Origin of the sequence: Pseudomonas sp. 2hn (genome assembly GCF_019646095.1) — a bacterium.
In the GTDB taxonomy this organism is placed as follows: Bacteria; Pseudomonadota; Gammaproteobacteria; order Pseudomonadales; family Pseudomonadaceae; genus Aquipseudomonas; species Aquipseudomonas peradeniyensis.
In genome coordinates, this window is sequence record NZ_CP081016.1 from 3611828 (window position 1) to 3633226 (window position 21399).

The window sequence follows — 21399 nt, forward strand, 5'->3', positions numbered from 1 at the left end:
GATCACGCCCGATTAGCAATCATATCTACCATAAACTCGTACGATTTAAAATCCATCCTACGAACGCGCTCGTGCCATTTATTCGACAATAGCTACCGCCCTCGCGCCAATCCAGCTCAAGACCCTGATTCAAATGAAAAAACTCTATTAGCCAAAGCTTCCGTTCTAGGTTCTGTATGAAAACCTTTGAAACCTCACCGGAGCCTCTGGAGGCCTGATTTTCCGTAGAGTTCTCGCTTTTCAGGCGAAGGATTCTGCCATGTCCAAGCGATACGAACTTTCCGACGCAGAATGGGAAATAGTCGCGAACCTCTTCACCGCACATCGACGTACAGGACGCCCAAGAGTCGATGATCGCTTGATGCTCAACGGCGTGTTGTGGGTGCTGTGCTCCGGTGCAACCTGGCGGGACATGCCTGAACGATTCGGGCCTTGGTCGACGGTCTATCAACGATTTCGAGACTGGCGAAACCAAGGAACCTTCAACAAGATGCTCAAGCGGTTACACCTCAAACTCAATGCACAGGGCCAGATTGACTTGACCACCTGGTGCATCGACTCAACCGCCGTGAGGGCCACCCGTGCCTCTGCCGGAGCAGGCAAAAAAGGGGGGCTGAAGAACCAACGGACCACGCACTTGGACGAAGCCGGGGTGGGTTGACGACGAAAATTCACATGGTCAGTGACGCCCGTGGCATCCCGCTCCACTTCACGCTCTCAGGTGGTAACGCCAGCGACATCTCCCATGCTCAGCGACTGCTGGACGGCGTCCACATCCCCTCGAATCGAGGTAGGCCACGCAAGCGCTGCCGCTGGCTCCTGGCCGACAAAGGCTATGACGCAGAATCCTTGCGGCAATACTGCGACCGCTATCGGATGCAGCCGGTGATTCCGCTGCGTGACATGAAGCGCAAGCCGAAGCCGGGCTTACCGCGCCTGTTTGACAAGCCCAAGTATCGGCAGCGGAACGCTATCGAACGGCTATTTGGTTGGTTGAAGGAGCACCGCCGCCTGGGTACACGGGGGCGACTCAGCTAAGCCAGCAGTTAGCCTTCGAGGTGTTCGCCGAGAGAGATGCAGCGCCTATGAGATCGAGCGCCGCCCGCGCGGCGCATCGCGGGACAAGCCCGCTCCCACATCTGTTTCGGGCCAATCACTCCTGCGCCATTATCTGGTCCGCCCTGTTTGACGACGCGATTTCTGCGTGGTCGCTGCAGCCTTATCGCCTGACTTGAGGCATGCGCCAAGGCGGGCAGCTGCGGCGGCACAGGCATAACTGGTCCGAAATGAATGTGGGGACGGTGCGCCGATGCGACTTGTCCCGCGATGCGCCGCGCGGGCGGCGCTCGATCTCGAGAACACTGCAAGGCTATCGCCAGGCCCCTGCCGGCCCACATGCGATCAAAAGCCCCTCGCCCACCCCTCCAAGAACGCCCTCCCGGACAATTCCTGCCCCCCAAAACGCAAAAAGCCCTGACAATGTCAGGGCTTCAAATATGGCGGAAGCGTAGAGATTCGAACTCAACAAAACTGAGTCGGCCGGGCTGGAGGCCTTGATTTCCGTGGGGTGCAGAGCGCGTTTGCGAGTGGTTTTGTTCCCAGAGTGTTCCCAGAGTGGATGTGTACGTCACCTCGCCAAGACCTCCCCGGTAGGGGAAATCCCGTTTCAGGTTGACCCATCAAAAAATGGTAATTTTGGTAATTGGGTCTCGAAAAAGCTCTGGAGGCCACGTGAATAAAGGGTTACAGCGATTTCGAAAAAGGTAATTTTTTGGTAATTGAAAGGTAATTGGATTACCTCAAAGAAGGGTTGTAAGCCAAAATTATCAAACCCTTTAAAATCAGCTACTTAAGAAAAAATTACCTTTACCCTTACCCCTGATTACCTTTTGAGGTAATCGCTCAAAGTCTTGTGCCGCAAGGCCTACAGCACTGCCCGACACCCCTCCTAACCGAAATTACCCTTTTCCGACGGGTCTCCCCAGAAATGGGCCGGCAAGCCTTCCTGACGGCGACAGGCCCAGGAATGAGGTCGTTGTGCAGGGATCCGCAGAACCGCGCTCCCTTCTGCCCGCCTCTCCCGGCCCACGCCTGCGCTCGACGTGACATGTGAGCAGGGGTGCAGAAAATCCGACACGTTTAGCCCGCAGGCGTGGCGGGGGGACGATTGCGCGCGCCAGGTGCAAGCAGCCCCTGCTTGCCAGCGTCGAACAGTCCTGCCTTCATCTCCATAACAAGCTCCGCTGCAGTACTATCAGCTGCTCAGGAGTTGTCCACTGCAAGGCATAAGCTCTGGCGTAGTATCCCTGCCACGGAATGAGGAGAGAGTCCATGCACATGCGAGTACCGTTCGAGTTTGAAGGTCTACTGGTGCGCGTGGCGACTGCGGCTGGTGGTGAACACTGGTTCTGCGCGAAGGACATTTCTACTGTCATCGGCTATAGCAATATCAGCCAAACGATTGGCGACCATAACCGCCATCACCACAGCAGAAACAAATACGTGTCACTTACTCTAAAGAGGTTACCATGTGGTTCACGGATTTAATTTTAGCCATACCAAATGTTGTCTGGTCAGGAATAGTGGCGTCAGTGTTGACTCTGACTGGTGTACTTCTCTCCAATAAAAGCAACACCAGTCGACTCAAACTGCAACTGAAGCACGACTCAGAAGAGAGACAGAAGGAGCGAATTTCATCATTGCGACGAGAGACGTATCTCCGTGTCGCCGAGGATATGACCAAAGCCATCGGCCACCTAGGAGGGCTCCCACAACACGACTTCAGCCAAAGCGCTACACCAACTGCCTTTAACGACCTTATGGGTTCAACTGCCAAACTTCAGCTCATCGCAGAGCCTACAACAGCTGCTGCAGTTAGCAAACTAGCAGGCGCGTACACTGAGCTTCATTTCAAACTACTTGAAAAAATTACACCAATGCAAGACCTACGCATTGAAATAAATATAAACGACAACCTCTATAATGGCACAATGCAAGAAACGAAAAGGATTAGCCTAGAGATATCCAGATTAATAGAAAGCTCCAACGCGACAGAGCAAAACATGGCAGCACTCTCCAACTCGTTAAACTTCTATTCCCAACAGGCAAATGAATTTTCCGAGAAAAGAAATAGCGCTTGGGAAGAGTTCAACAAGCTACACATAGCTTTTTCACGATCACTTTATACTGAAATGCAGACGGTTCTCTCCTTGCAAAGCCAGGCCACGTTCGAAATAAGAAAAGACCTCGGATTGAGCGAAGCCGGCAGCGAATTCAATGAGCAAATAAGCACTCAGAATACAAATGTAGATAACGCTCTAAAAAAATTCATCGACCACCTCGAACAAAAAACATAGGCAAAACGGACAACCATAAAACATGAAACACTTCAACCCGTTCGAAAAAGACATCAACGCACTTTCAAGCCCTGACCTCCTGAAACTCAAAAGCGTTACTGAAGGATGGTATGTAGAATACAAGAGGGAAATTCCAAAGTCTGATTCAATAGCAAAATCTATTTCAGCACTGGCGAATAGCTACGGAGGCTGGCTATTTTATGGAATTGAAGAGGAGTCAAAGCAAAATTCTGTAGCCGGCAGATTTTTGGGTATTCCAACCTCAGAGGTTGACGCAGCGTTACAGCGAATTAGACTGGCTGTCGCTAATGGAATGAATCCTGCGTGTCACTTCGAGGTAATCGCGATCTATGGCCCTTGCGATATTATCTGCCTACCTGCAGAAAGAGCTGTCATTTGTATAGCAGTACCACAAAGCTCTGAAGCGCCGCATATACACAATAAAGGTGTTATCTATAGGCGTATAGCCGATGCTTCAGAACCCGCGCATGAAACTGATCGACACATGATCGAAAAGATGTTCTCCCGAGGCAAAAAAACTGATGAGAGTTTTAAGGAGTGGGTTCACACCCCCCTTGAGCTATCCGATGAGGAACACAGCCTACCAATCATAAGGCTTCTAATAACTCCAAACTTGTGGAGTATGCCACGACCCGGCTTCCTGCTGACACCAAAAATCACCCGCGACATATTAAACAACACTGAAAACAGAAAAATCACACTACCCTTCGACAACTTCTACTCAAGCTCAAGAGGAATTGTCGCTAGACAATGCACCGGCGGGAACTCCATTTACTCCGCTATCACATGGACCATTCACAGAGATCTCAGAAGCGAAATAACCATACCCCTCCCTCTAAACAAAGGAAACCTTAATACGATTGAAGGGTCATTATCACACTACAAACATACAAATCAATTCATAAAGTCACTCAAAAAATCCGGACTCACAAACGTTGGAGTTGTCGACCTCAACATAATATTCAATGTACTACAAGGCATTGTTGCAGCTCAACGCGCCCTTCTAAAGCAGGTAAACTGGCCGCAAAAATTCCACATTAAAGTACAACTTCTAAACAACTGGAGAAACACTTCTTTTCTTGATATCGACAGCTATCTAGACCACATCACTGAGTTCGGGCCACCCATCTGTTTAAACAAGGAATGTATATATCCTTCCGGGTACAGCCCAAATACATTCTGGGAAGTTGAAAATAATCAAGAACTACCAGACGAGGATATTCAAACCCTTGCTCAGACCACATGGTCTTTCCTACCGATTGCTGCGGCATTTGGGGTGCCTATCAGCATGATTATCGACGACAAGTACGACCCAGAAACTAATCCAACTTCTATTCTTACGAAGTTGAGAGCAGCAGGAGCCTTAGCTCAAAAAAAAATGAATGCCAACCAAAAATAAACCCTACCCATAGGGGGATGAACAATCATTCAGAGTCGCCCCCTACGGTTTTGCTAAAGCGTACGACCTCTTCACCTACCCAAATATTAATTTGAGCCAAGCGTGCCTGAACCGGTTCCAACTCATTCATTGACCAGACTTCCGTTGCTTCTCTTATCGAACCAAACCCTCCTGCGTTCTGAGGCACGATACCCATCAGTTGCGGCGGAATGCGCAGAGCAGCGAGCAGGTCATCCCGGCTAATGTTCTTAATCGCCCCGAAGTCATCCTTGGCCGCCACCTCGCTGATCGGCAGTAGCTGGATGCCGTCCTTCTTCCCATTGGGCGCGTACATGAACAGGTTGCGGAAGTTGCCCGGCCCTTTGCTGTTCTTCATCGCGTCCCGCAGGTCGTCGACAAACTTCTCGCTGTGAGCCGGATCGGTCATGTAGAGGATAAAGCCGGCGTGACTGCCGTTCTGGTAGTACTTACGCCGAAACAGCGTGGCGCTCTCATTCAACAGCGCGCTCTGCAGCGCAGGCAGCCACTCGGGCAGCCCGTAGATCTCCTGGTTGATGTCGGCCTCACGCAGGTGGCAGATGCTGCCGGTCTTGAAGGCGTGCTCATCCTTCCAGCCTCGCACTTGGTAGTAGGTCTCCAGGTCGAGCCCGCGGCGCATGTACTTGGCCAGACACGGCTGCAGGCCCATGGCCTGGCCCAGCATGTTGTCGCGCTTCTCCAGGTACAGGTTCCCGCACCATCCCCAGTCCATGACGATCTGCTCGAACGCCTGTCGGCTCAGCAGCCGATGCGGGATGAAGCTGCGCACCAGCATGTTGCGCTTGAACGTCAGTCCCGACTGCAAGTAGACACTGGCCTTGGTCGACCGGGCCAGCCCGTCCAGATTGACCGGCGGCTCATACCACCGCCCGTTCGACCAGCACTCCAGGTAATCCAGGATCTCGCGGCCATCCAGCACCGGTACCGGCTCGCCGAATGTGAACGCCATCGACTCCCCGCCGGCCCCTTTGACCAGCAGCTCGCCCTCGCCGGCCGGCGGCGCCACTTCGCCGCCGCGCGGGCGGCGCTTGCTCGGTTTGCTCATGAGTAAATCTCCATGAAGCCGGTGTTGGCCGTGGTCTGGCCCTCCAGCGGCTCGTTTTGCAGTGCGTGAAAGAGCGCCCACGCCAGGTCGGCGTGGCCGGTGGTCTCGTTGCGGCCGGCGGTGTAGGTGAACTGCCGCCCGCCAGCGGTGATAGTCTTGCGGATGGCCATGAGCGACTGGGCGACGTCCGTCCAGCCGGCGTCGAACTCCAGCCGGCCCTTGCTGATCACGTCCACGGCCTTCATCACCAGGCGCGTCTTGACCTCAGGGCTGTAGGAGAACGTCCGCAGGCCGGGGAAGAACTGGCGCACCAGCTGAGCCACGGCCGCGCCCATGCCCGTGGTATCGATGCCGATATAGGTCACCCAATAGCGCTGGGTCACCTTGCGAATGGTCTCGGCCTGGGCGTCGAAGTCCATCCCGCGGAACTGGTGCCGTTCGAGAATGCGGAACTTGCCGCCCGGTACCAGCGGTGGCGCCACCACCACCAGGCCCGCGCTGTCGGTGGTCTCAGCCGGGTCATAACCGATCCAGACCTGACGGTCGGCGAAAGGCCTGGCCGCGAAGGGCTTGTAGTCGTCCCACACCGTCCAGCTGTCCACCATGCACGGTTGCAGCATCGTCAGCGGGAAGATGCTCGCACCGTCGTCGACGAACTCACACATCAGCAGGTTCTGGAACGACGCAGCGTCGTACTCGATGCGCAGGTCGTCCAGGTCGAACAGGTCGCATCCACGCGCCTCGGCATCGTGGATGGTCACGATCTGGCGCCAGATCTTGTCCTCGCACAGTCGCCCTTGCTGCAACGCCTCATGGCTCACGTCCAGCTTGATGTGCTGGGCGGTCGGCTTGCCCTTGTTCAGGCGTTCGCCCGTCCACCAGGTGTACGCCGGGTGGGCCATGCTGCTGGGAGTCGAAAAGTAGGTCTTGCGCCACTTCTTGTGCAGGGCCATGCCCGAGGCGACCTTGTTGATCTCCTTGAAGCCATGCACCCAGAAGAATTCGTCGAAGTAGAAGTTGCCAGACCGGCCCTGCGCCGTGCGGAAATTGGTCCCCAGGAAGTGCAGCTCGGCGTTGTTCCACAGCACGATGGGGTCGCCGGTCAGCTTCACGCCCAGGACTTCGTTGAGGAAGGCCTGCATGTAGGTCTTGAACTGGTGGGCCTGGGCCTTGCTCGCTGACAGGAAGATCTGGTTGCGGCCCGTGGTGATCGCATCGATCAGTGCTTCCCGGGCAAAGTAGAAGGTCGCGCCGATCTGCCGGCTCTTGAGCACCATGCGGGTGCGCTGGTTGCCGGCGCGGTACCAATCCATCTGGTACTCGAAACAGCTGTCGCGGAACGCCTCGACCAGCGTCTCGATCTGCTGCTCGTCCAACTCGTTGCGCACCGCCTGTTTTTTCGGCCCCTCGTTGCGCTTGGCGATGTTGGGGTTGAGGTCGGCGTCGGTACCGCCGCCCTGGTATCGCTGAATCCGCGCCTGGCGTTCCAACTGCCGATGCAGCAGGTCGATTTCCTTGAAGTCCCCGCCGGTCTTGCCCTCCTTGAGGATCAACTGCACCAGGCGCGCTTCCAGGGCACCGCCGATTCGCTCGACGTTGTCCGCCCGGTCCCACTCGTCGCGGGCCTTCCAGCTGTGGACGGTCTTCTCCTTCTCGCCCAGGAAATCGGCGATATCGGTGATACGCCACCCGGTCCAGTAGAGGAACTTGGCCTGGCGGCGTGCGTCGGTGGTGGGTTGGGCGATAGCGTTCATGGCGCCGATGCTGCCGTTCGCGCGCGCGATCCCCTACTGGCGCTGCCTGTAGCCCCCTGCCCTACAAACCCCGCGCATTGCTGCCGACCGGCGCGCTGCGGACCATGCCCTCAACGCAAGGCACACCGCCACCGCAACGAGGATTCCCGGCATGGCCGACAAGACCGACACCCCCGCAAAAAAACTCCGCTCCAAGTGGTTCCGGGTTGCCGTGGAAGGTGGCACCACTGACGGCCGCACCATCGAACGCTCCTGGATCGAGCAGATGGCCGCGCAGTACAGCCCCAACACCTACGGCGCCCGCATCAACTGCGAGCACATCAAGTGGGCCTGGCCGGGTGGCGAGTTCGGTGCCTACGGCGATGTGCTGGCCTGTAAGGCTGAAGAGGTCGAGATCAATGGCGAGCAGCGGCTCGCGCTGTTCGCCCAGTTGCAACCCAACGATGCCCTGCTCGCCCTGAACGCCAAGAATCAGAAAATCTACACGTCGGTCGAGATCGACCCCAAGTTCGCCAAGACGGGCAAGGCCTATCTGGTTGGCCTGGCGATCACCGACACCCCGGCCAGCCTGGGCACCGAAGCCCTGCAGTTCAGTGCCCAGCACGGCACCCTGACCGGCCGCAAGCAGAACAAGGACAACCTGTTCACCGCGGCTGAAGAGGTGCAACTCGAATTCGAGGAGGTGACCGACGGCCCCAGCATGTTCGCAGCCCTGCGGGACAAGGTCGGTGGCCTCCTCAGCAAGAGCAAGGAAAAGGAAGGCAAGGACGCCGCCAACTTCGCCGCCCTGGGCGAACTGATCGAGCAGCTCGCTACCCACGGCGCCGAACAGGCCGAGGCGGTGACCAAAGGCCAGGCAGCGTTCACCGAGCTGGAGGCCAAGTTCGCCAAGCTCAGCGCTGACCACGAAGCCCTGGTCAAGCGCCTGAGCAACACCCAGGACCACACCCAGAAGGATCGCCCATCGGTTCCCGGTGGCAGCGGTCGCGACCTCACCGACTGCTGATCGACAACGGATCAAAGAACACCGGAGACCACCATGCGTAACGATACCCGCCTGCTTTTCAACGAATACCTGGCCCAGCTCGCCAAGCTCCACGGCGTGCCTGACGTCACCACCAAGTTTGCCGCCAACCCGGCCGTGGCCCAGAAGCTCGAGAGTCGCATCCAGGAGTCCAGCGAGTTCCTGGGCATGATCAACAGCTACGGCGTCAACGAGCAGATGGGCGAAAAGATCGGCCTGGGCGTGACCGGCAACATCGCCGGCACCACCGACACCGACCTCAAAGCCCGTGAAACCCGTGACCCGACCGGCCTCGACGACCGCGGCTACGTCTGCACCCAGACCAACTACGACACCCACCTCAAGTACCAGAAGCTCGACGCCTGGGCCAAATTCCCGGACTTCCAAGCCCGCATTCGTGACACGATCATCAAGCTGATGGCGCTTAACCGCATCTGCGTCGGCTGGAACGGCATCAGCCGCGCAGCCACCTCCAACCCAGCAACCAACCCGCTGCTGCAGGACGTAAACATCGGCTGGCTGCAGAAAATGCGCCTGGAAAACGCCGCGCGCGTGATGAAGGAAGTAGTCGACGGCAGCGGCAAGATCGCCATCGGCGCCGGCAAGGACTTCGAGAACATCGACGCCCTGGTGTTCGCCATGGTCAACGAGCTGATCGAGCCCTGGTACCAGGAGGACACCGAGCTGGTGGTGGTCTGTGGTCGCAAGATCCTGGCCGACAAATACTTCCCGATCATCAACAAGGCCAATGCCCCGACCGAAATGCTGGCGGCCGACATCGTCACGAGCCAGAAACGCATCGGCAACTTGCCGGCCGTTCGTGTGCCGCACTTCCCGCCCAACGGCCTGTTCGTAACCCGCCTGGACAACCTGTCGTACTACTGGCAGGAAGGCAGCCGCCGCAAGACCGTCGTCGACAACGCCGCCCGCGACCGCATCGAAAACTTCGAGTCGGTCAACGAGGCCTACGTCATTGAGGACCTGGGCTGCGCCGCGTTCGCCGAAAACATCGAGATCGCGTGAGGGATACCACCATGACCAATCCTTGCCGGCGCCACTTCCAGCGTGTCACCGCGGCCCAGGCCGCCGCGGCTACCGCACCTGAACAGACCATGGAAGGGGCTACCCAGTACGAGCTGCACCTCGCCCAACTCCACCAAGACCGCCAGCGCCTGTCCGCTATCCAGTCGCGGGAAGGCAAAGGCAAGCTCAAGGTCGAGCTGCTGCCCGCCTACGAGCCCTATGTGGCGGGCGTGATCGAGGCCGGCCATGGCGCCCAGGACGACGTGCTGACCACCGTGATGATCTGGCGCTTCGATGCGGGCGACTGGGTGGGTGGTCTCGACGTTGCGGCCTACGTGCTGCAGCACGGGCTGAAGATGCCAGACCGCTTCGAGCGCTCCACCGGCTGCATCGTGGCCGAAGAGATCGCCGAAGCTGCGCTCAAGGCGCAGAAGACCGGCGAGACCTTCCCCATCGAGGTCTTGACCTGCACCGCCGAGCTGACCGCCGAAGAGGACATGCCCGACGAGGCACGCGCCAAGTTGATGCTGGCCCTCGGCAAGGCCACCCTCACCGACCTGGACGAAGCCAACCCTGGCCAGCCAGGCCAGGTCCAGGCGGGTGTTGATCTGCTGCGCCGCGCCATCGAGCTGCATAGCAGCTGCGGCGGCAAGAAAGACCTGGAGCGCGCCGAGCGCCTCCTCAAGAAACACGCCGGCACTGCCGGCTAACCGAGCGTCCCACGCAACCCGGCGGCTCGGGACGGATCAGCGGCTTTCTCCTTGGCCAAGCTGTGAAGCCCCGACCACCGCCGACCTATTCCAGAGCAGGCGACCATGAGCGGATTCATCCCCGGCGGTACCGTACCCGGCGGTCACATCAACAGCGATGCCTTCTGGCCGTCGATTGACCTGGACCAGATCCGCGAGACCCTGCGCATCGACTCCAGTGTCACCCCTGCCCGGCTCGAGACTGCCGTGATCGCCGCCGTGATCGCCGTGAACCGCGACCTAGTCGACTGGCGCACCCAGGCCCAGACCAATGGCGCCGAGAGGCTGGCTGACGTGCCCAGTGCGCAGATCAATGGCCAGTCTCAACAGGTGTACCTGTACCTGCGCGCCGTCGAGTGTGCGGCCGGCGCCGAAGTGTGCGAGCGGTACCGCGGCTACGATAGTAGCGGCAGCGGCAACAAGAACGCCGACGAAACCCTACCGACCATCGACGACTACCGCCGCGACCAGCGCTGGGCCGTCCGGGACTTCCTGGGCACCCCGCGCACCACCGTGGAGTTGCTCTGATGGCCGAGCAGCGCCGTACCCAGCAGCACGACACCGTCGACGCCATGTGCTGGCGGCACTACGGCCGCACAGCCGGCGTGGTCGAGGCCGTGCTCGATGCCAACCCCGGCCTGGCCGATCACGGCGCCGTGCTACCTGCCGGCCTGCTCGTCACCCTGCCCGAACTCCAGACGGCAGCCCCTGAACGACCGATGGTGAACCTATGGGACTGACCTGCGCGATCACCCAACCATGGAAGGACCGACATGCCTGACCGTCCCGAAACCTGGGCCTTCCTGGCCTCCTGGCTCGAACACAACTGGCCCGGCCTGTACGCCGGGCTGCTGGCGGCCCTCATAGCCGCGCTGCGGGTGATCTACGGCGGCGGGAAGATCCGCCAATTGGTCATCGAAGCGCCGCTGTGCGGGTTCGTTGCCCTCTCGGCCAGCCACGGGCTGTCGCTGATCGGCATCCCACTTACCGCCGCGCCTTTCTTCGGCGGCCTGATCGGCCTGCTGGGCATCGAGTTTGTCCGGGCAGCCGCGAAGAAAACCTTCACCCGTAAGGAGAGGACCCTATGACCCTTCGCCACGGCGACCGCTCCCAGGCGGTCCGCGACCTGCAACGCAAGCTCAACGACCACGGCGCAAAGCTGTCGGCCGACGGGATCTACGGTGACGCCACCGAGGCCGCCGTCCGCGCCTACCAACTCAAGACGGGCCTGGTCTCCGACGGCGTGGCGGGTCCCAAGACGCTGGTCAGCCTGCAGGGAGCCGACACCCAGAAACTGCTGAAACACGCCGACCTGGTGAAGGCCTCCGAACGCCTGGGTGTACCGGTGGCGGCCATCTACGCGCTGAACGAGGTCGAGTCGAAGGGGCGCGGTTTCCTGGACAACGGCAAGCCGGTGATCCTGTTCGAGCGCCATGTCATGTACAAGCGCCTGAAGGGGCCTCGCGCCGTCGAACTCGCGCGTCTGAACCCTGCCCTGGTCAACCCGAAGCCCGGCGGATACATCGGCGGTACCGCCGAGCATCAGCGCCTGGCCCAGGCTCGCCAGCTTGATGACACTGCCGCTCTGGAGTCGGCCAGCTGGGGCGCCTTCCAGATCATGGGGTTTCACTGGGAGCGGCTCGGCTATGCCAACGTGCAGGACTTCGTTAATCACATGGCGCGCAGCGAGCCCGAACACCTTGAGGCCTTTGTCCGCTTTATCGAGACTGACCCGACCCTCCACAAGGCCCTGAAGGCCCTGAAATGGGCCAAGGTCGCTGAGCTGTACAACGGCGCCGACTACAAGCGCAACCTGTACGACGTGAAGCTGGAGCGCGCATTCGAGCGGCACCAGGATCGCGCGCTGGCAGTAGCCTGATGGATCTGCGCAGCGGCTTGCTTGCTCTTGCCCTACTTGCGGCCGGCGCCGCCGCGCTGTGGGGCTGGGACCAGCAGCACCAAGTGACCACCGTCAAGGATGCCGGCAAGCGGCTGGAAGACCAGCTCGTACGCACGCAGCAAGACCGCGACCAGAACCTGGCCACGGCCAACCAACTGAAATCCGAACTGGCGAACGAGCGCGCCAGCCAGGCCAAGCTGCTTGCCCTACAAGGCGAACTGCGCCAAGGCCTGGCCCAGCGCGAGCGCGTGATCGAGGCCCTCAAGCATGAAAACCAGCAACTTCGCGAATGGGCTGACCAGCCTCTGCCTGACGCTGCTCGCCGGCTGCGCGAGCGCCCCGCCCTCACCGGCGCCGACGCTTATCGTCAGTGGCTGTCCGGTAGTCGTCCCGTGCCAGCTGCCGGAGACGGCACCGACGCGCAACGGCCAGTTGCTCACTGACCAGGAGCGCACCGAACTGGCTTGGGCCGAGTGCGCCGCCCAGGTCGACCGTGTCTACCAGCACCAGGTGACCGATGAACAAGCCCGATAGCCTGCGCGAGCACCTGCTCGCCGCCGTCCCCGGCCTCGCTCGCAACCCCGAACGGCTGCTGATGTTCATCGACAGCGGCAAGGTCCGCTGCACTGCGGCCGCGAGCCTGTCGTTCGAGTACGCCTATACTCTGCAGATCATCCTGACCGACTTCGCCGGCCACCCGGACAGCGTGATGCTGCCGATCCTCGGCTGGCTGCGGGTCAACCAGTCCGAGCTGCTGACCAACCTGGACAAGTCGGCCGATGGCCTGGTCTTCGAAGCTGATCTTCTCGACCGCAGCAAGGTCGATCTCAGCCTCACCCTGCCGCTGACAGAACGGGTAGTGGTAAAGCGCCTGGACGACGGCGGCTTCGACGTAACCCACCCCGGCGAGCCGCAGTACGAACCCTACGAGGATCAGGGCGAGGTCACCCTCTATACAAACGGCGAGCCGCTTGCCTCCTGGCAACCGCCCGCCGCCCCGGACAGCATGGCCTTGGCCACGCCTCCGCTGAAGTCCTCACGCCATGGCTGATCTGGAGGCCCTGGAGCACTGGGTCAGCCCGCTCATACAGTGCATAGAGCCAGCCGCTCGAACCAAGCTGGCCCGGACCATAGCCAAAGACTTGCGTCGCAGCCAGCAACAGCGCGTGATTGCCCAACGTAACCCCGACGGTTCGCCCTACGCCCCACGCAAACCGCGGCAGTTGAGGGGTAAGAACGGCCGTGTACGTCGGAAAGTGAAAATGTTTCAGAAGCTACGCACTGTTGCCTATCTGAGAGCAGGTGGCGATGCGGCGGTTGCAACAATTGGTTTTACCGGCCGAATAGCAAGAATTGCGAGGATCCATCAGGAAGGTTTAAGGGATCGTGCTGCTGTTGCCGCGCCGTTCGTATTATACGAACGGCGCGAGCTTTTGGGGTTTACCGCAGCGGAAACTGAAAATCTTAAAGATATCCTTCTGTCCCACCTGACAAATTAATTATACAAAATCAGAAATTTAATTATCCAGCTCTGATGTGGAACGTCTGAATTTGTATCGCTCACCCAGCTCTTTTGCAACGCCACCATAGCCAGGGAATATTCGTGCCGGCCCATATCTCATTGCGCGCAGCAATCGAGCAAGCTCCACCACCTCACTCCTTGGCAGAACTAACTTTTTAAATACCCCTGAAGGACAGCCCTTATGGGTTTCAACACAGTAACTTCGTATCTGCTCATCCAATGACCGACGATCCAGAACTTGAAAGCTTCGTAACTCTTCCTTTTCCACAAGAGTATTAAATGAGTCCAACTTTGTTTTCCAATGCGTGAACAGTCCCTTTTGAGCAGCAAGATTTGGGTTGCCGTCATAGTGAGGTTGTGAAAATACTAGAGGCCAACCTGGGTCATTAAGTTCAAGCAAAACCAGCTCAGTTTGACATAGTACCCAAACACACAAATCTCCCTCGCCATTATCTATTGAACTCGACGCAAAAAATGCAGCGATCAAAGGATCATAAGTCCAGTCCAAAAGCCTCGTAGGTACCCCATAGTGCTGGGCGAGGCCTGTTGCTTCTAACATATCATCTGGTAGCCAAGTGTTACCATCGACCCATAAACCCAACGAGTGCACATCTACAAGGTGATGTATTTTTTTCCTCAAGCGGTCGGAGAGAGGGACGTAAAGCCCACATTCATCAGAAACCTTATAGAAATCGCGAATCAATTGAAACTCATAAAACGCGGAGAACACAGAGGCGTTAGCTAGGCCATCGCTACCTTTAGCGTATGCACGCGACATCTTCTCCATTCTCTCACGACCATCGGGTCTAAGAACTTGTGGAATCAGTTTAAACGTGGAGTCTTCATGACCTCGGAAAATGTAATTCTTTTTCTCCTCGAACAGCCCCGACGATGGCAGCAATGCATGAACGAACTCCTTCGCAGTGCTAAAGCGTAGTTCTTCCAAAAACTCTTTCAAAATCCATCTCCTTCATCCATGTGTAAGGCTTGAGCATACAAGAATAAGTTGCTGCGTGTGAACACTCTTCAAGCGACCCTAAACCTCATGACCGCCTATCTGAACCGCCTGCTGGAAAACCTGATCCGCTTTGGCACCATCGCCGAGGTGCAGTACAAGCCGCCCCGGGTGAAGGTGCAAACCGGCGGCAACCTGACGACCTGGTTGCCGTGGATGGCCTGGCGTGCCGGCGCAGACCAGGAATGGGACCCTCCCACCGTGAACGAACAGGTGCTGCTGCTCTCCCCCAGCGGGCAGATGGCCAACGGCGTCGTCTTCACCGGCCTGTTCAGCGACGCCATTCCTGCCAACGGCGACCGCCCAGGGCTGCACCGCCGCACCTACCGCGACGGCGCAGTGATCGAGTACGACAGTGTTGCCCACCACCTCAGCGCGACCCTGCCCGACGGCGGTACCACCAGCCTGACCAGCCCGGGCGGCATCCACATCGTCGGCCCAATCACCCATGAGGGCGACTACACCCAGACCGGCAACCAGAACGTCACCGGCACCGTCACGGTTTCCGTCGACGTCGTTGCGGCTGAAATCAGCCTGGTCAAGCACGTTCATGGCGGCGTCATGCCAGGGCCTGGGCAGACGGGAGTACCACAATGAACCGTCGCACCGGGGCCGCCCAGGGCAAACTCGAACACATCGCCCAGTCCATCGAGGACATCCTCACCACACGCCAGGGCACCCGCCTGCAGCGCCGCGAGTACGGCAGCCTGCTGCCCGAGCTGGTCGACCAGCCGCTCAACCCCGCCACCCGCCTGCGCCTGTACGCCGCAACCGCCATGGCGCTGATGCGCTGGGAGCCGCGGATCAGCCTGGCGCAGGTCGAGCTGGTGGTCGGCGACCTCAGCGGCCGCGCTGAACTGAGCCTGACCGGCGTCCTGGTCGACACCAACGAACCATTCAACATCCGCACACCGTTGCAACTTGGGGGCAGCGCATGAACACCTTCTTGCCCATCGATCTCAGTCAGTTGCCTCCGCCCGATGTTGTCGAACAAGTCGACTTCGAGCAGATCCTCGCCGAGCGGAAGGCATACATGATCAGCCTCTGGCCAGAAGACGAGCAGGCGGAGATCGCCGGCCGGCTGGAGCTTGAGTCGGAGCCGCTGACCAAGCTTCTGCAGGAGAACGCCTACCGAGAGACCATCCTCCGGCAGCGCTGCAACGAAGCCGCGCTGGCTACGATGCTCAGCGCCGCGAAAGGTGCGGACCTGGACCAGCTCGCCGCCAACGTGAACGTCCAGCGCCTGGTGATTCGTGCTGCAGCGCCAAAGGCCATTCCGCCGATCGCAGAGGAACTGGAGAGTGACGACAGCTTGCGCGAGCGTGCGCAAATGGCCTTCGAGGGCCTGAGCACTGCGGGCCCGCGCAACGCCTACATATTCCACGCACGTGCCGCAGACGGTCAGGTGGCCGATGCCTCAGCCGAAAGCCCGTCGCCGGCCGTGGCGGTGGTGACTGTGCAAGCTTCGGCCGGCGACGGCAGCGCGAGCCAAGCACTGCAGAACACCGTGTTCGCCTACCTCAACGACGAAGACCGCCGCCCGGTTGCCGACAGGCTCACCGTGCAGGGTGCGGTCATTGTTCGGTACCAGGTCAATGCCAAGCTCTTCCTGAGTACAACAGGACCTGAGTCAGAGCCGATCCTCGCCGCCGCTCGCGTGAAACTGGCGGCCTACGTCCATCAGCGACGCCGTCTAGGCATGCAAGTCTCACAGTCGGCTATCCACGCCGCTCTCCACGTTGAAGGGGTGCGCAAGGTCGAGTTGCAGGGCTGGCACGACATCAACGCAACACTGGCCCAGGCGCCTTACTGCACAGCGATCAACCTTGTCCCCGAGGAGGCTGCATAGTGACGCAGCTCTTACCGGGCAATGCGACCCAGCTTGAACGCCTGGCGGCCGAAGCCCTGACGCAGATCCAGCGCGTGCCAGTGCCGATGCGCGACCTGGTCAACCCGGACCGCTGCCCAATTGAATTGCTGCCGTACCTTGCCTGGGCCTTTTCCGTCGATCGCTGGGACAGCCGCTGGCCAGAGCGGGCGAAGCGTCGAGCCATCCGGTCGGCGTTTCTGATCCACACCAGGAAGGGGACCATCGGCGCTCTGCGCCGCGTTGTTGAACCGCTGGGCTACCTGATGGAGGTCGTCGAATGGTTCAACACCGTGCCCCAGGGTATGCCCGGCACGTTTGCGCTCAAGCTCGGCGTGCTCGACACCGGCATCACTGAGGAGATGTACAACGAGCTGGCATGGCTGATCGACGACGCCAAACCACTCACCCGCCACCTGACTGGCCTTGCCATCACCCTTGCAACCACCGGTTACCTGCGGCTCGCGGCCGCGCTGACCGATGGCGAAGAAATCGACGTGTACCCGCCGCTCGCGCGGGACATCGTCGTCAACGGCACGTTCGGTCACGCCGGGCGTACCCATCACATCGAAACCCTGGACGTGTACCCATGACTGACCAGAACAGCCAGTTCTTCGCGATCCTGACCGCGATCGGCGAGGCCAAGCAGGCCAACGCTGACGCCCTGGGCGTGCCCTGGACATTCGCCCAGATGGGCGTGGGCGATGCCAACGACGCTGAACCGACGCCATCGAGGACGCAGACCAAGCTGATCAACGAGCGCCGGCGAGCGCCGCTCAACACCGTGAAAGTCGACCCGACCAACGCCAACATCATCATTGCCGAGCAGGTGATTCCGCCTGACGTTGGCGGTTGGTGGATCCGGGAGATCGGGCTTTACGACGCGGCCGGAGACCTGGTCGCGGTTGCCAACTGCGCGCCGAGCTTCAAACCGCTGCTCAGCCAAGGCACAGGCAAAACCCAAATTGTGCGCCTTAACCTGATCGTCAGCAGCACTGCAAATGTCGAGCTAAAGATCGACCCGTCCGTTGTGCTGGCAACCCGCGCGTATGTCGATACTTCGATCCTGTCGGTTTTGCCACCGAACAAAACGCCCGGCACCTACACCAAAGTCAGGACCAACGATCGCGGCGTGGTTCAGGAGGGCTTCAACCCAACCACACTGGCCGGCTACAACATCACCGACGCCATGGCAAAAGGCGCGGGTGGCCTGATGACAACAGCCCCAGTCGTGACCGGCAAATTGTCGGACCTCGCCGAAACCCAGTTTTTTGCATCAACGGACCTCACCACCGACAAGCCCGCTGCTGTCTCCTATGCCACCGGATTACACATCAAGTACCCAGGCGACAAATACGGGTTCGACCTGCTTTCGAGCATCAACACCGAGTGGTTTGGCATTCGCTACATCAACAAAGACGCGGCTGGGGAATGGCGCCAGCTCTGGCATGAAGGCAACTTCACTCCAGCGAACAAAGCGAACCTGGCGGGCGCGACATTCACAGGCCCGGTGCGCTTCCCGGACATCGCTGTAGGCAACAGCAGCGACCTAGGGGCCAACTCCAAGTTCGTCATGACAGCCATTACCACGGCGATCGCCGCTGTTGTGGGATCAGCCCCTGCGACGATGGATACGCTGCAGAAGCTTGCGGCTGCCCTGGGCAACGATCCGAACTTTGCAACCACCATCACAACGCTTATTGCGGGCAAGGCCACAAAAGCCACAACCCTGGGCGGCTATGGAATTACTGACGCCTACAGCAAGACCGAAACCGAAGCGCTTCTCGCAGCCCTGCTACCCAAGCGGAGCTTCGCTGCCAATGACTTTATTCGGATCCCAGATGTCATCGGCGGCCTGGTCATTCAGATGGGAACAACGCTAGTCGGGCCTGAAGCGACCGTGGACGTCATCCTGCCCCTGACATTCAACGCCGGGCGTGGCGCCATCGCGGGCGTCACAGCCAGCTCAGCTACGACTCAGGGCAATATCTCTGCATATGCCACTCTCGTTTCAAACTCAGTCATCCGCGTGACGCAAGACATCAACATGACAGCGGCGGGCGTGAATCAATACATCAACTGGTTAGCCTGGGGTTACTGATGGCCGAAGAACGCACTACCCAACCCGAAACCTGGCTCTACAGCTTCAGCAAAACCGGCTGGTTCTCGCCGAGCTACAACATCGAAATTCCCGACGATGCTGTACCTGTTGAGCTGGAGAACATGATCGCCTTGAAAGCGGGCGTCACCGCCAGGCAAGTCATTGTTCCAGGCGAAGATGGCGAACCCGTTTTGGGAGAACCCCCGCCACCGTCGCCCGAGGTACTGGGTACGATTGAGCGGCGTTGGCGTGACTTCCAGCTGTCGGCCACCGACCCGCTGGTAACGCGCCACCGCGACGAGCTGGAACTTGAGCTGCCGACCACGCTCAACGCAGAACAGTACCAGCAACTTCAGCAGTACCGCGTAGCTCTGCGCTTTTGGCCCGAAAGCGCGGACTTCCCCACCCAGGTTGATCGCCCGCAACCGCCAAACTGGCTGGCTGAACTGTAGGCCCCGCGCTTACAGGCCCTCCCACTCGCCCCGCCATCGCGCGCGCGGCAGCCTGTGCAGTGTCACCCCACTGCACAGGCACCTACCATGGCCGACGAATACCATCACGGCGTCCGGGTCCTCGAAATCAACGAGGGCACCCGCCCAATCCGCACCGTCTCCACCGCCGTGGTCGGCCTGGTCTGCACCGCAGACGACGCCGATCCGGCGATGTTTCCCCTCGATACGCCCGTCCTGCTGACCAGCGTACAAGGCGCCATCGGCAAGGCCGGCGACACCGGCACGCTGGCCACCAGCCTGCAGGCCATCGCCGAACAGACCCAACCTGCGACCGTCGTAGTGCGCGTGGCCAAGGGCGCGACCGACGCCGAGACCACCAGCAACCTGATCGGCACCACCACCGAAACCGGCAAGTACACCGGCATGAAAGCCCTGCTGGCCGCCAAGACCCGCCTCAAGGTCACCCCACGCATCCTCGGCGTGCCAGGCCTCGACACCCTGCCGGTGGCCACCGCCCTGACCGCGATTGCCCAGCAACTGCGCGGCTTCGCCTACGTCAGCGCGAGCGGCTGCAAGACCAAGGAAGAGGCCGTCGCCTACCGTGAGAACTTCGGCGCCCGTGAAACCATGGTGATCTGGCCGGACTTCGAACAGTGGAGCACCGCCAGCAACGCCACCGTCACCGCGCCGGCCGTGGCCCGCGCCCTGGGCCTGCGCGCCAAGATCGACAAGGACACCGGCTGGCACAAAACCCTGTCGAACATCCCGGTCAACGGCGTGACCGGCATCAGCGCCGACGTGTTCTGGGACCTGCAGAACCCGGCGACCGACGCCAACTACCTCAACAGCAACGAAGTCACCACGCTGATCAACGCCGACGGCTTCCGCTTCTGGGGCAGCCGCACCTGCACTGAAGACCCGCTGTTCGCCTTCGAGAACTACACCCGCACCGCCCAGGTGCTGGCCGACACCATGGCTGAAGCGCACATGTGGGCGATGGACAAGCCCATGCACCCTTCCCTGGTGCGCGACATCATCGAAGGCATCAACGCCAAGTTCCGCGAGCTGGTGGCCGGCGGCTACCTGATCGGCGGCAGTGCCTGGTACGACGAGGAGGTCAACAGCGCCACCACCCTCAAGGCCGGCAAGCTCTACATCGACTACGACTACACGCCGGTACCGCCGCTGGAGGACCTGACCCTCCGCCAGCGCATCACCGATCGATACCTGGCTGACTTCGCCAGCCGCATCAACAGCTGACGGAGACCGCCACCATGGCCATGCCGCGCAAACTCAAGAACATGAACCTCTTCAACGAGGGCACCAGCTACCTGGGCGTGTGCAAGACCTGCACCCTGCCGCCCCTGAGCCGCAAGATGGAAGGCTATCGCGGGGGCGGCATGAACGGCCCGGTGAAGGCCGACCTGGGCTTCTCCGACGACGGCATCCAGTTCGAATGGAAGACCGGCGGCCTGGATCTGCTGGGCCTGCGCCAATTCGGCGCGGTGAAGGCCGACGGCGTGATGCTGCGCTTCGCCGGCAGCTTCCAGCAGGACGACACCGGTACCGTATCCGCCGTGGAGGTCGTCGTCCGCGGCCGCCACGAAACCATCGAGATGGGCGAAGCCACGCCCGGCGAGGACACCGAGCACAGCATCACCACCACCTGCAGCTACTACAAGCTGGCGGTGGACGGTGAGGTCCTGGTCGAGATCGACCTGCTCAACTTCATCGAGATTATCGACGGCAAAGACATGCTCTCCGAGCAGCGTAAAGCCATAGGCATCTAACCCCTCTTCCCCACTGGAGCCACCATGAAGACCATCGACGCCACCCCACTGAACGACAACCAGGTCGAGCTGGACACCCCGATCAAGCGCGGCGACACCGAGATCGCGCTCGTTACCCTGCGCAAGCCCACCTCCGGCGAGCTGCGCGGCCTGCACCTGTCCGAGTTGCTGCAGGTCGACGTGGCCAGCCTGATCAAGCTGGTCCCGCGCATCAGCGAGCTGAACGAGTACGAGGTCAGCCGCCTGGACCCGGCCGACCTGTTCGCCATCGGCACGAAGGTCGCCGGTTTTTTGCTGCAGAAGCGGATGAAGACGGACGCATCCCTCGTTGCGTAGAAGACG

Annotated in this window: 25 protein-coding genes and 2 pseudogenes; 24 read left to right on the top strand and 3 right to left on the bottom strand. The window is 59.9% G+C overall.

Annotation, left to right across the window (positions count from 1 at the left end):
- Positions 1-259 precede the first annotated feature (259 nt).
- The 4 genes and pseudogenes from K2O50_RS16140 to K2O50_RS16155 all read left to right on the top strand — a co-directional run.
- Positions 260-1023 (top strand): annotated as a pseudogene (locus K2O50_RS16140) (IS5-like element ISPsp10 family transposase); the annotation flags it as partial.
- A gap of 1314 nt (positions 1024-2337) precedes the next feature.
- Complete coding sequence (locus K2O50_RS16145; RefSeq protein ID WP_259470174.1) at positions 2338-2547, top strand: BRO family protein; 210 nt, start codon at positions 2338-2340, stop codon at positions 2545-2547.
- On the top strand, positions 2529-3356 hold the full coding sequence (locus tag K2O50_RS16150; RefSeq protein ID WP_220689837.1) for a hypothetical protein: 828 nt from the start codon (positions 2529-2531) through the stop codon (positions 3354-3356). Before K2O50_RS16145 ends, K2O50_RS16150 begins: the two co-directional genes overlap by 19 nt.
- Positions 3357-3378: 22 nt before the next feature.
- Positions 3379-4776 carry a helix-turn-helix domain-containing protein gene (locus K2O50_RS16155; RefSeq protein WP_220689838.1) on the top strand — a complete coding sequence of 466 codons (1398 nt, stop codon included), beginning with the start codon at positions 3379-3381 and terminating at the stop codon, positions 4774-4776.
- A gap of 25 nt (positions 4777-4801) precedes the next feature.
- On the opposite strand, the gene K2O50_RS16160 is transcribed toward K2O50_RS16155, so the two are convergent.
- Both K2O50_RS16160 and K2O50_RS16165 read right to left on the bottom strand, forming a co-directional pair.
- A complete protein-coding gene (locus K2O50_RS16160; RefSeq protein WP_220689839.1) occupies positions 4802-5860 on the bottom strand; it encodes a phage portal protein in 1059 nt (352 codons plus the stop codon).
- On the bottom strand, positions 5857-7614 hold the full coding sequence (locus K2O50_RS16165; protein ID WP_220689840.1) for a terminase ATPase subunit family protein: 1758 nt from the start codon (positions 7612-7614) through the stop codon (positions 5857-5859). The genes K2O50_RS16160 and K2O50_RS16165 overlap by 4 nt, the downstream gene beginning before the upstream one ends.
- A 151-nt stretch (positions 7615-7765) precedes the next feature.
- Between K2O50_RS16165 and K2O50_RS16170 the strand changes: the two genes are divergently transcribed.
- The 11 genes and pseudogenes from K2O50_RS16170 to K2O50_RS16215 all read left to right on the top strand — a co-directional run bounded on the left by K2O50_RS16170 (position 7766) and on the right by K2O50_RS16215 (position 13809).
- A complete protein-coding gene (locus K2O50_RS16170; RefSeq protein WP_220689841.1) occupies positions 7766-8620 on the top strand; it encodes a GPO family capsid scaffolding protein in 855 nt (284 codons plus the stop codon).
- 33 nt (positions 8621-8653) lie between these two features.
- On the top strand, positions 8654-9661 hold the full coding sequence (locus K2O50_RS16175) for a phage major capsid protein, P2 family (RefSeq protein WP_220689842.1): 1008 nt from the start codon (positions 8654-8656) through the stop codon (positions 9659-9661).
- Positions 9662-9672: 11 nt separating this feature from the next.
- On the top strand, positions 9673-10371 hold the full coding sequence (locus tag K2O50_RS16180) for a terminase endonuclease subunit (protein WP_220689843.1): 699 nt from the start codon (positions 9673-9675) through the stop codon (positions 10369-10371).
- Positions 10372-10476: 105 nt separating this feature from the next.
- Positions 10477-10938: a head completion/stabilization protein gene (locus K2O50_RS16185; RefSeq protein ID WP_220689844.1), complete on the top strand. Its 462-nt coding sequence runs from the start codon at positions 10477-10479 to the stop codon at positions 10936-10938.
- Positions 10938-11150 carry a tail protein X gene (locus K2O50_RS16190; protein WP_220689845.1) on the top strand — a complete coding sequence of 71 codons (213 nt, stop codon included), beginning with the start codon at positions 10938-10940 and terminating at the stop codon, positions 11148-11150. The genes K2O50_RS16185 and K2O50_RS16190 overlap by 1 nt, the downstream gene beginning before the upstream one ends.
- 33 nt (positions 11151-11183) lie before the next feature.
- Positions 11184-11498, top strand: coding sequence for a phage holin, lambda family (locus K2O50_RS16195; RefSeq protein WP_054895525.1), 315 nt, complete (start codon positions 11184-11186; stop codon positions 11496-11498).
- Positions 11495-12289 (top strand): N-acetylmuramidase family protein, encoded by a 795-nt coding sequence (locus K2O50_RS16200; RefSeq protein WP_220689846.1) that lies wholly within the window; start codon positions 11495-11497, stop codon positions 12287-12289. Before K2O50_RS16195 ends, K2O50_RS16200 begins: the two co-directional genes overlap by 4 nt.
- Positions 12289-12657: pseudogene (locus K2O50_RS26685) on the top strand (LysB family phage lysis regulatory protein); the annotation flags it as partial. The gene K2O50_RS16200 and the pseudogene K2O50_RS26685, both read left to right, overlap by 1 nt.
- Positions 12578-12844, top strand: a complete 267-nt coding sequence (gene lysC, locus K2O50_RS16205; RefSeq protein WP_220689847.1) for an Rz1-like lysis system protein LysC — start codon at positions 12578-12580, stop codon at positions 12842-12844. The pseudogene K2O50_RS26685 and the gene lysC, both read left to right, overlap by 80 nt.
- Positions 12828-13361, top strand: coding sequence for a phage tail protein (locus K2O50_RS16210; protein ID WP_220689848.1), 534 nt, complete (start codon positions 12828-12830; stop codon positions 13359-13361). The genes lysC and K2O50_RS16210 overlap by 17 nt, the downstream gene beginning before the upstream one ends.
- Positions 13354-13809: a phage virion morphogenesis protein gene (locus tag K2O50_RS16215; RefSeq protein WP_220689849.1), complete on the top strand. Its 456-nt coding sequence runs from the start codon at positions 13354-13356 to the stop codon at positions 13807-13809. Before K2O50_RS16210 ends, K2O50_RS16215 begins: the two co-directional genes overlap by 8 nt.
- Before the next feature lie 18 nt (positions 13810-13827).
- Here the strand turns inward: K2O50_RS16215 and K2O50_RS16220 are convergent, their stop codons facing one another.
- Positions 13828-14790, bottom strand: a complete 963-nt coding sequence (locus K2O50_RS16220; RefSeq protein WP_220689850.1) for an FRG domain-containing protein — start codon at positions 14788-14790, stop codon at positions 13828-13830.
- A gap of 87 nt (positions 14791-14877) precedes the next feature.
- Here K2O50_RS16220 and K2O50_RS16225 point away from each other — a divergent pair, with 87 nt between their 5' ends.
- From K2O50_RS16225 to K2O50_RS16265, 9 genes are all read left to right on the top strand, one after another.
- Complete coding sequence (locus tag K2O50_RS16225) at positions 14878-15444, top strand: phage baseplate assembly protein V (protein ID WP_220689851.1); 567 nt, start codon at positions 14878-14880, stop codon at positions 15442-15444.
- The gene (locus K2O50_RS16230) at positions 15441-15785 is read left to right on the top strand and encodes a GPW/gp25 family protein (protein ID WP_220689852.1); all 345 of its coding nucleotides are present in this window, start codon (positions 15441-15443) and stop codon (positions 15783-15785) included. Before K2O50_RS16225 ends, K2O50_RS16230 begins: the two co-directional genes overlap by 4 nt.
- Positions 15782-16696 (top strand): baseplate J/gp47 family protein, encoded by a 915-nt coding sequence (locus tag K2O50_RS16235; protein WP_220689853.1) that lies wholly within the window; start codon positions 15782-15784, stop codon positions 16694-16696. The genes K2O50_RS16230 and K2O50_RS16235 overlap by 4 nt, the downstream gene beginning before the upstream one ends.
- On the top strand, positions 16693-17307 hold the full coding sequence (locus K2O50_RS16240) for a phage tail protein I (protein ID WP_220690031.1): 615 nt from the start codon (positions 16693-16695) through the stop codon (positions 17305-17307). Before K2O50_RS16235 ends, K2O50_RS16240 begins: the two co-directional genes overlap by 4 nt.
- On the top strand, positions 17304-18815 hold the full coding sequence (locus K2O50_RS26690; RefSeq protein WP_259470157.1) for a phage tail protein: 1512 nt from the start codon (positions 17304-17306) through the stop codon (positions 18813-18815). The genes K2O50_RS16240 and K2O50_RS26690 overlap by 4 nt, the downstream gene beginning before the upstream one ends.
- Positions 18815-19267 carry a phage tail assembly chaperone gene (locus K2O50_RS16250; protein WP_220689854.1) on the top strand — a complete coding sequence of 151 codons (453 nt, stop codon included), beginning with the start codon at positions 18815-18817 and terminating at the stop codon, positions 19265-19267. Before K2O50_RS26690 ends, K2O50_RS16250 begins: the two co-directional genes overlap by 1 nt.
- 87 nt (positions 19268-19354) lie before the next feature.
- Entirely contained in the window at positions 19355-20527 is a 1173-nt protein-coding gene (locus tag K2O50_RS16255; RefSeq protein ID WP_220689855.1) for a phage tail sheath protein, read from the top strand.
- A 14-nt stretch (positions 20528-20541) separates the two neighbouring features.
- Positions 20542-21057, top strand: coding sequence for a phage major tail tube protein (locus tag K2O50_RS16260; protein WP_220689856.1), 516 nt, complete (start codon positions 20542-20544; stop codon positions 21055-21057).
- 24 nt (positions 21058-21081) lie between these two features.
- Positions 21082-21393: a phage tail assembly protein gene (locus K2O50_RS16265; RefSeq protein WP_220689857.1), complete on the top strand. Its 312-nt coding sequence runs from the start codon at positions 21082-21084 to the stop codon at positions 21391-21393.
- Positions 21394-21399 lie beyond the last annotated feature (6 nt).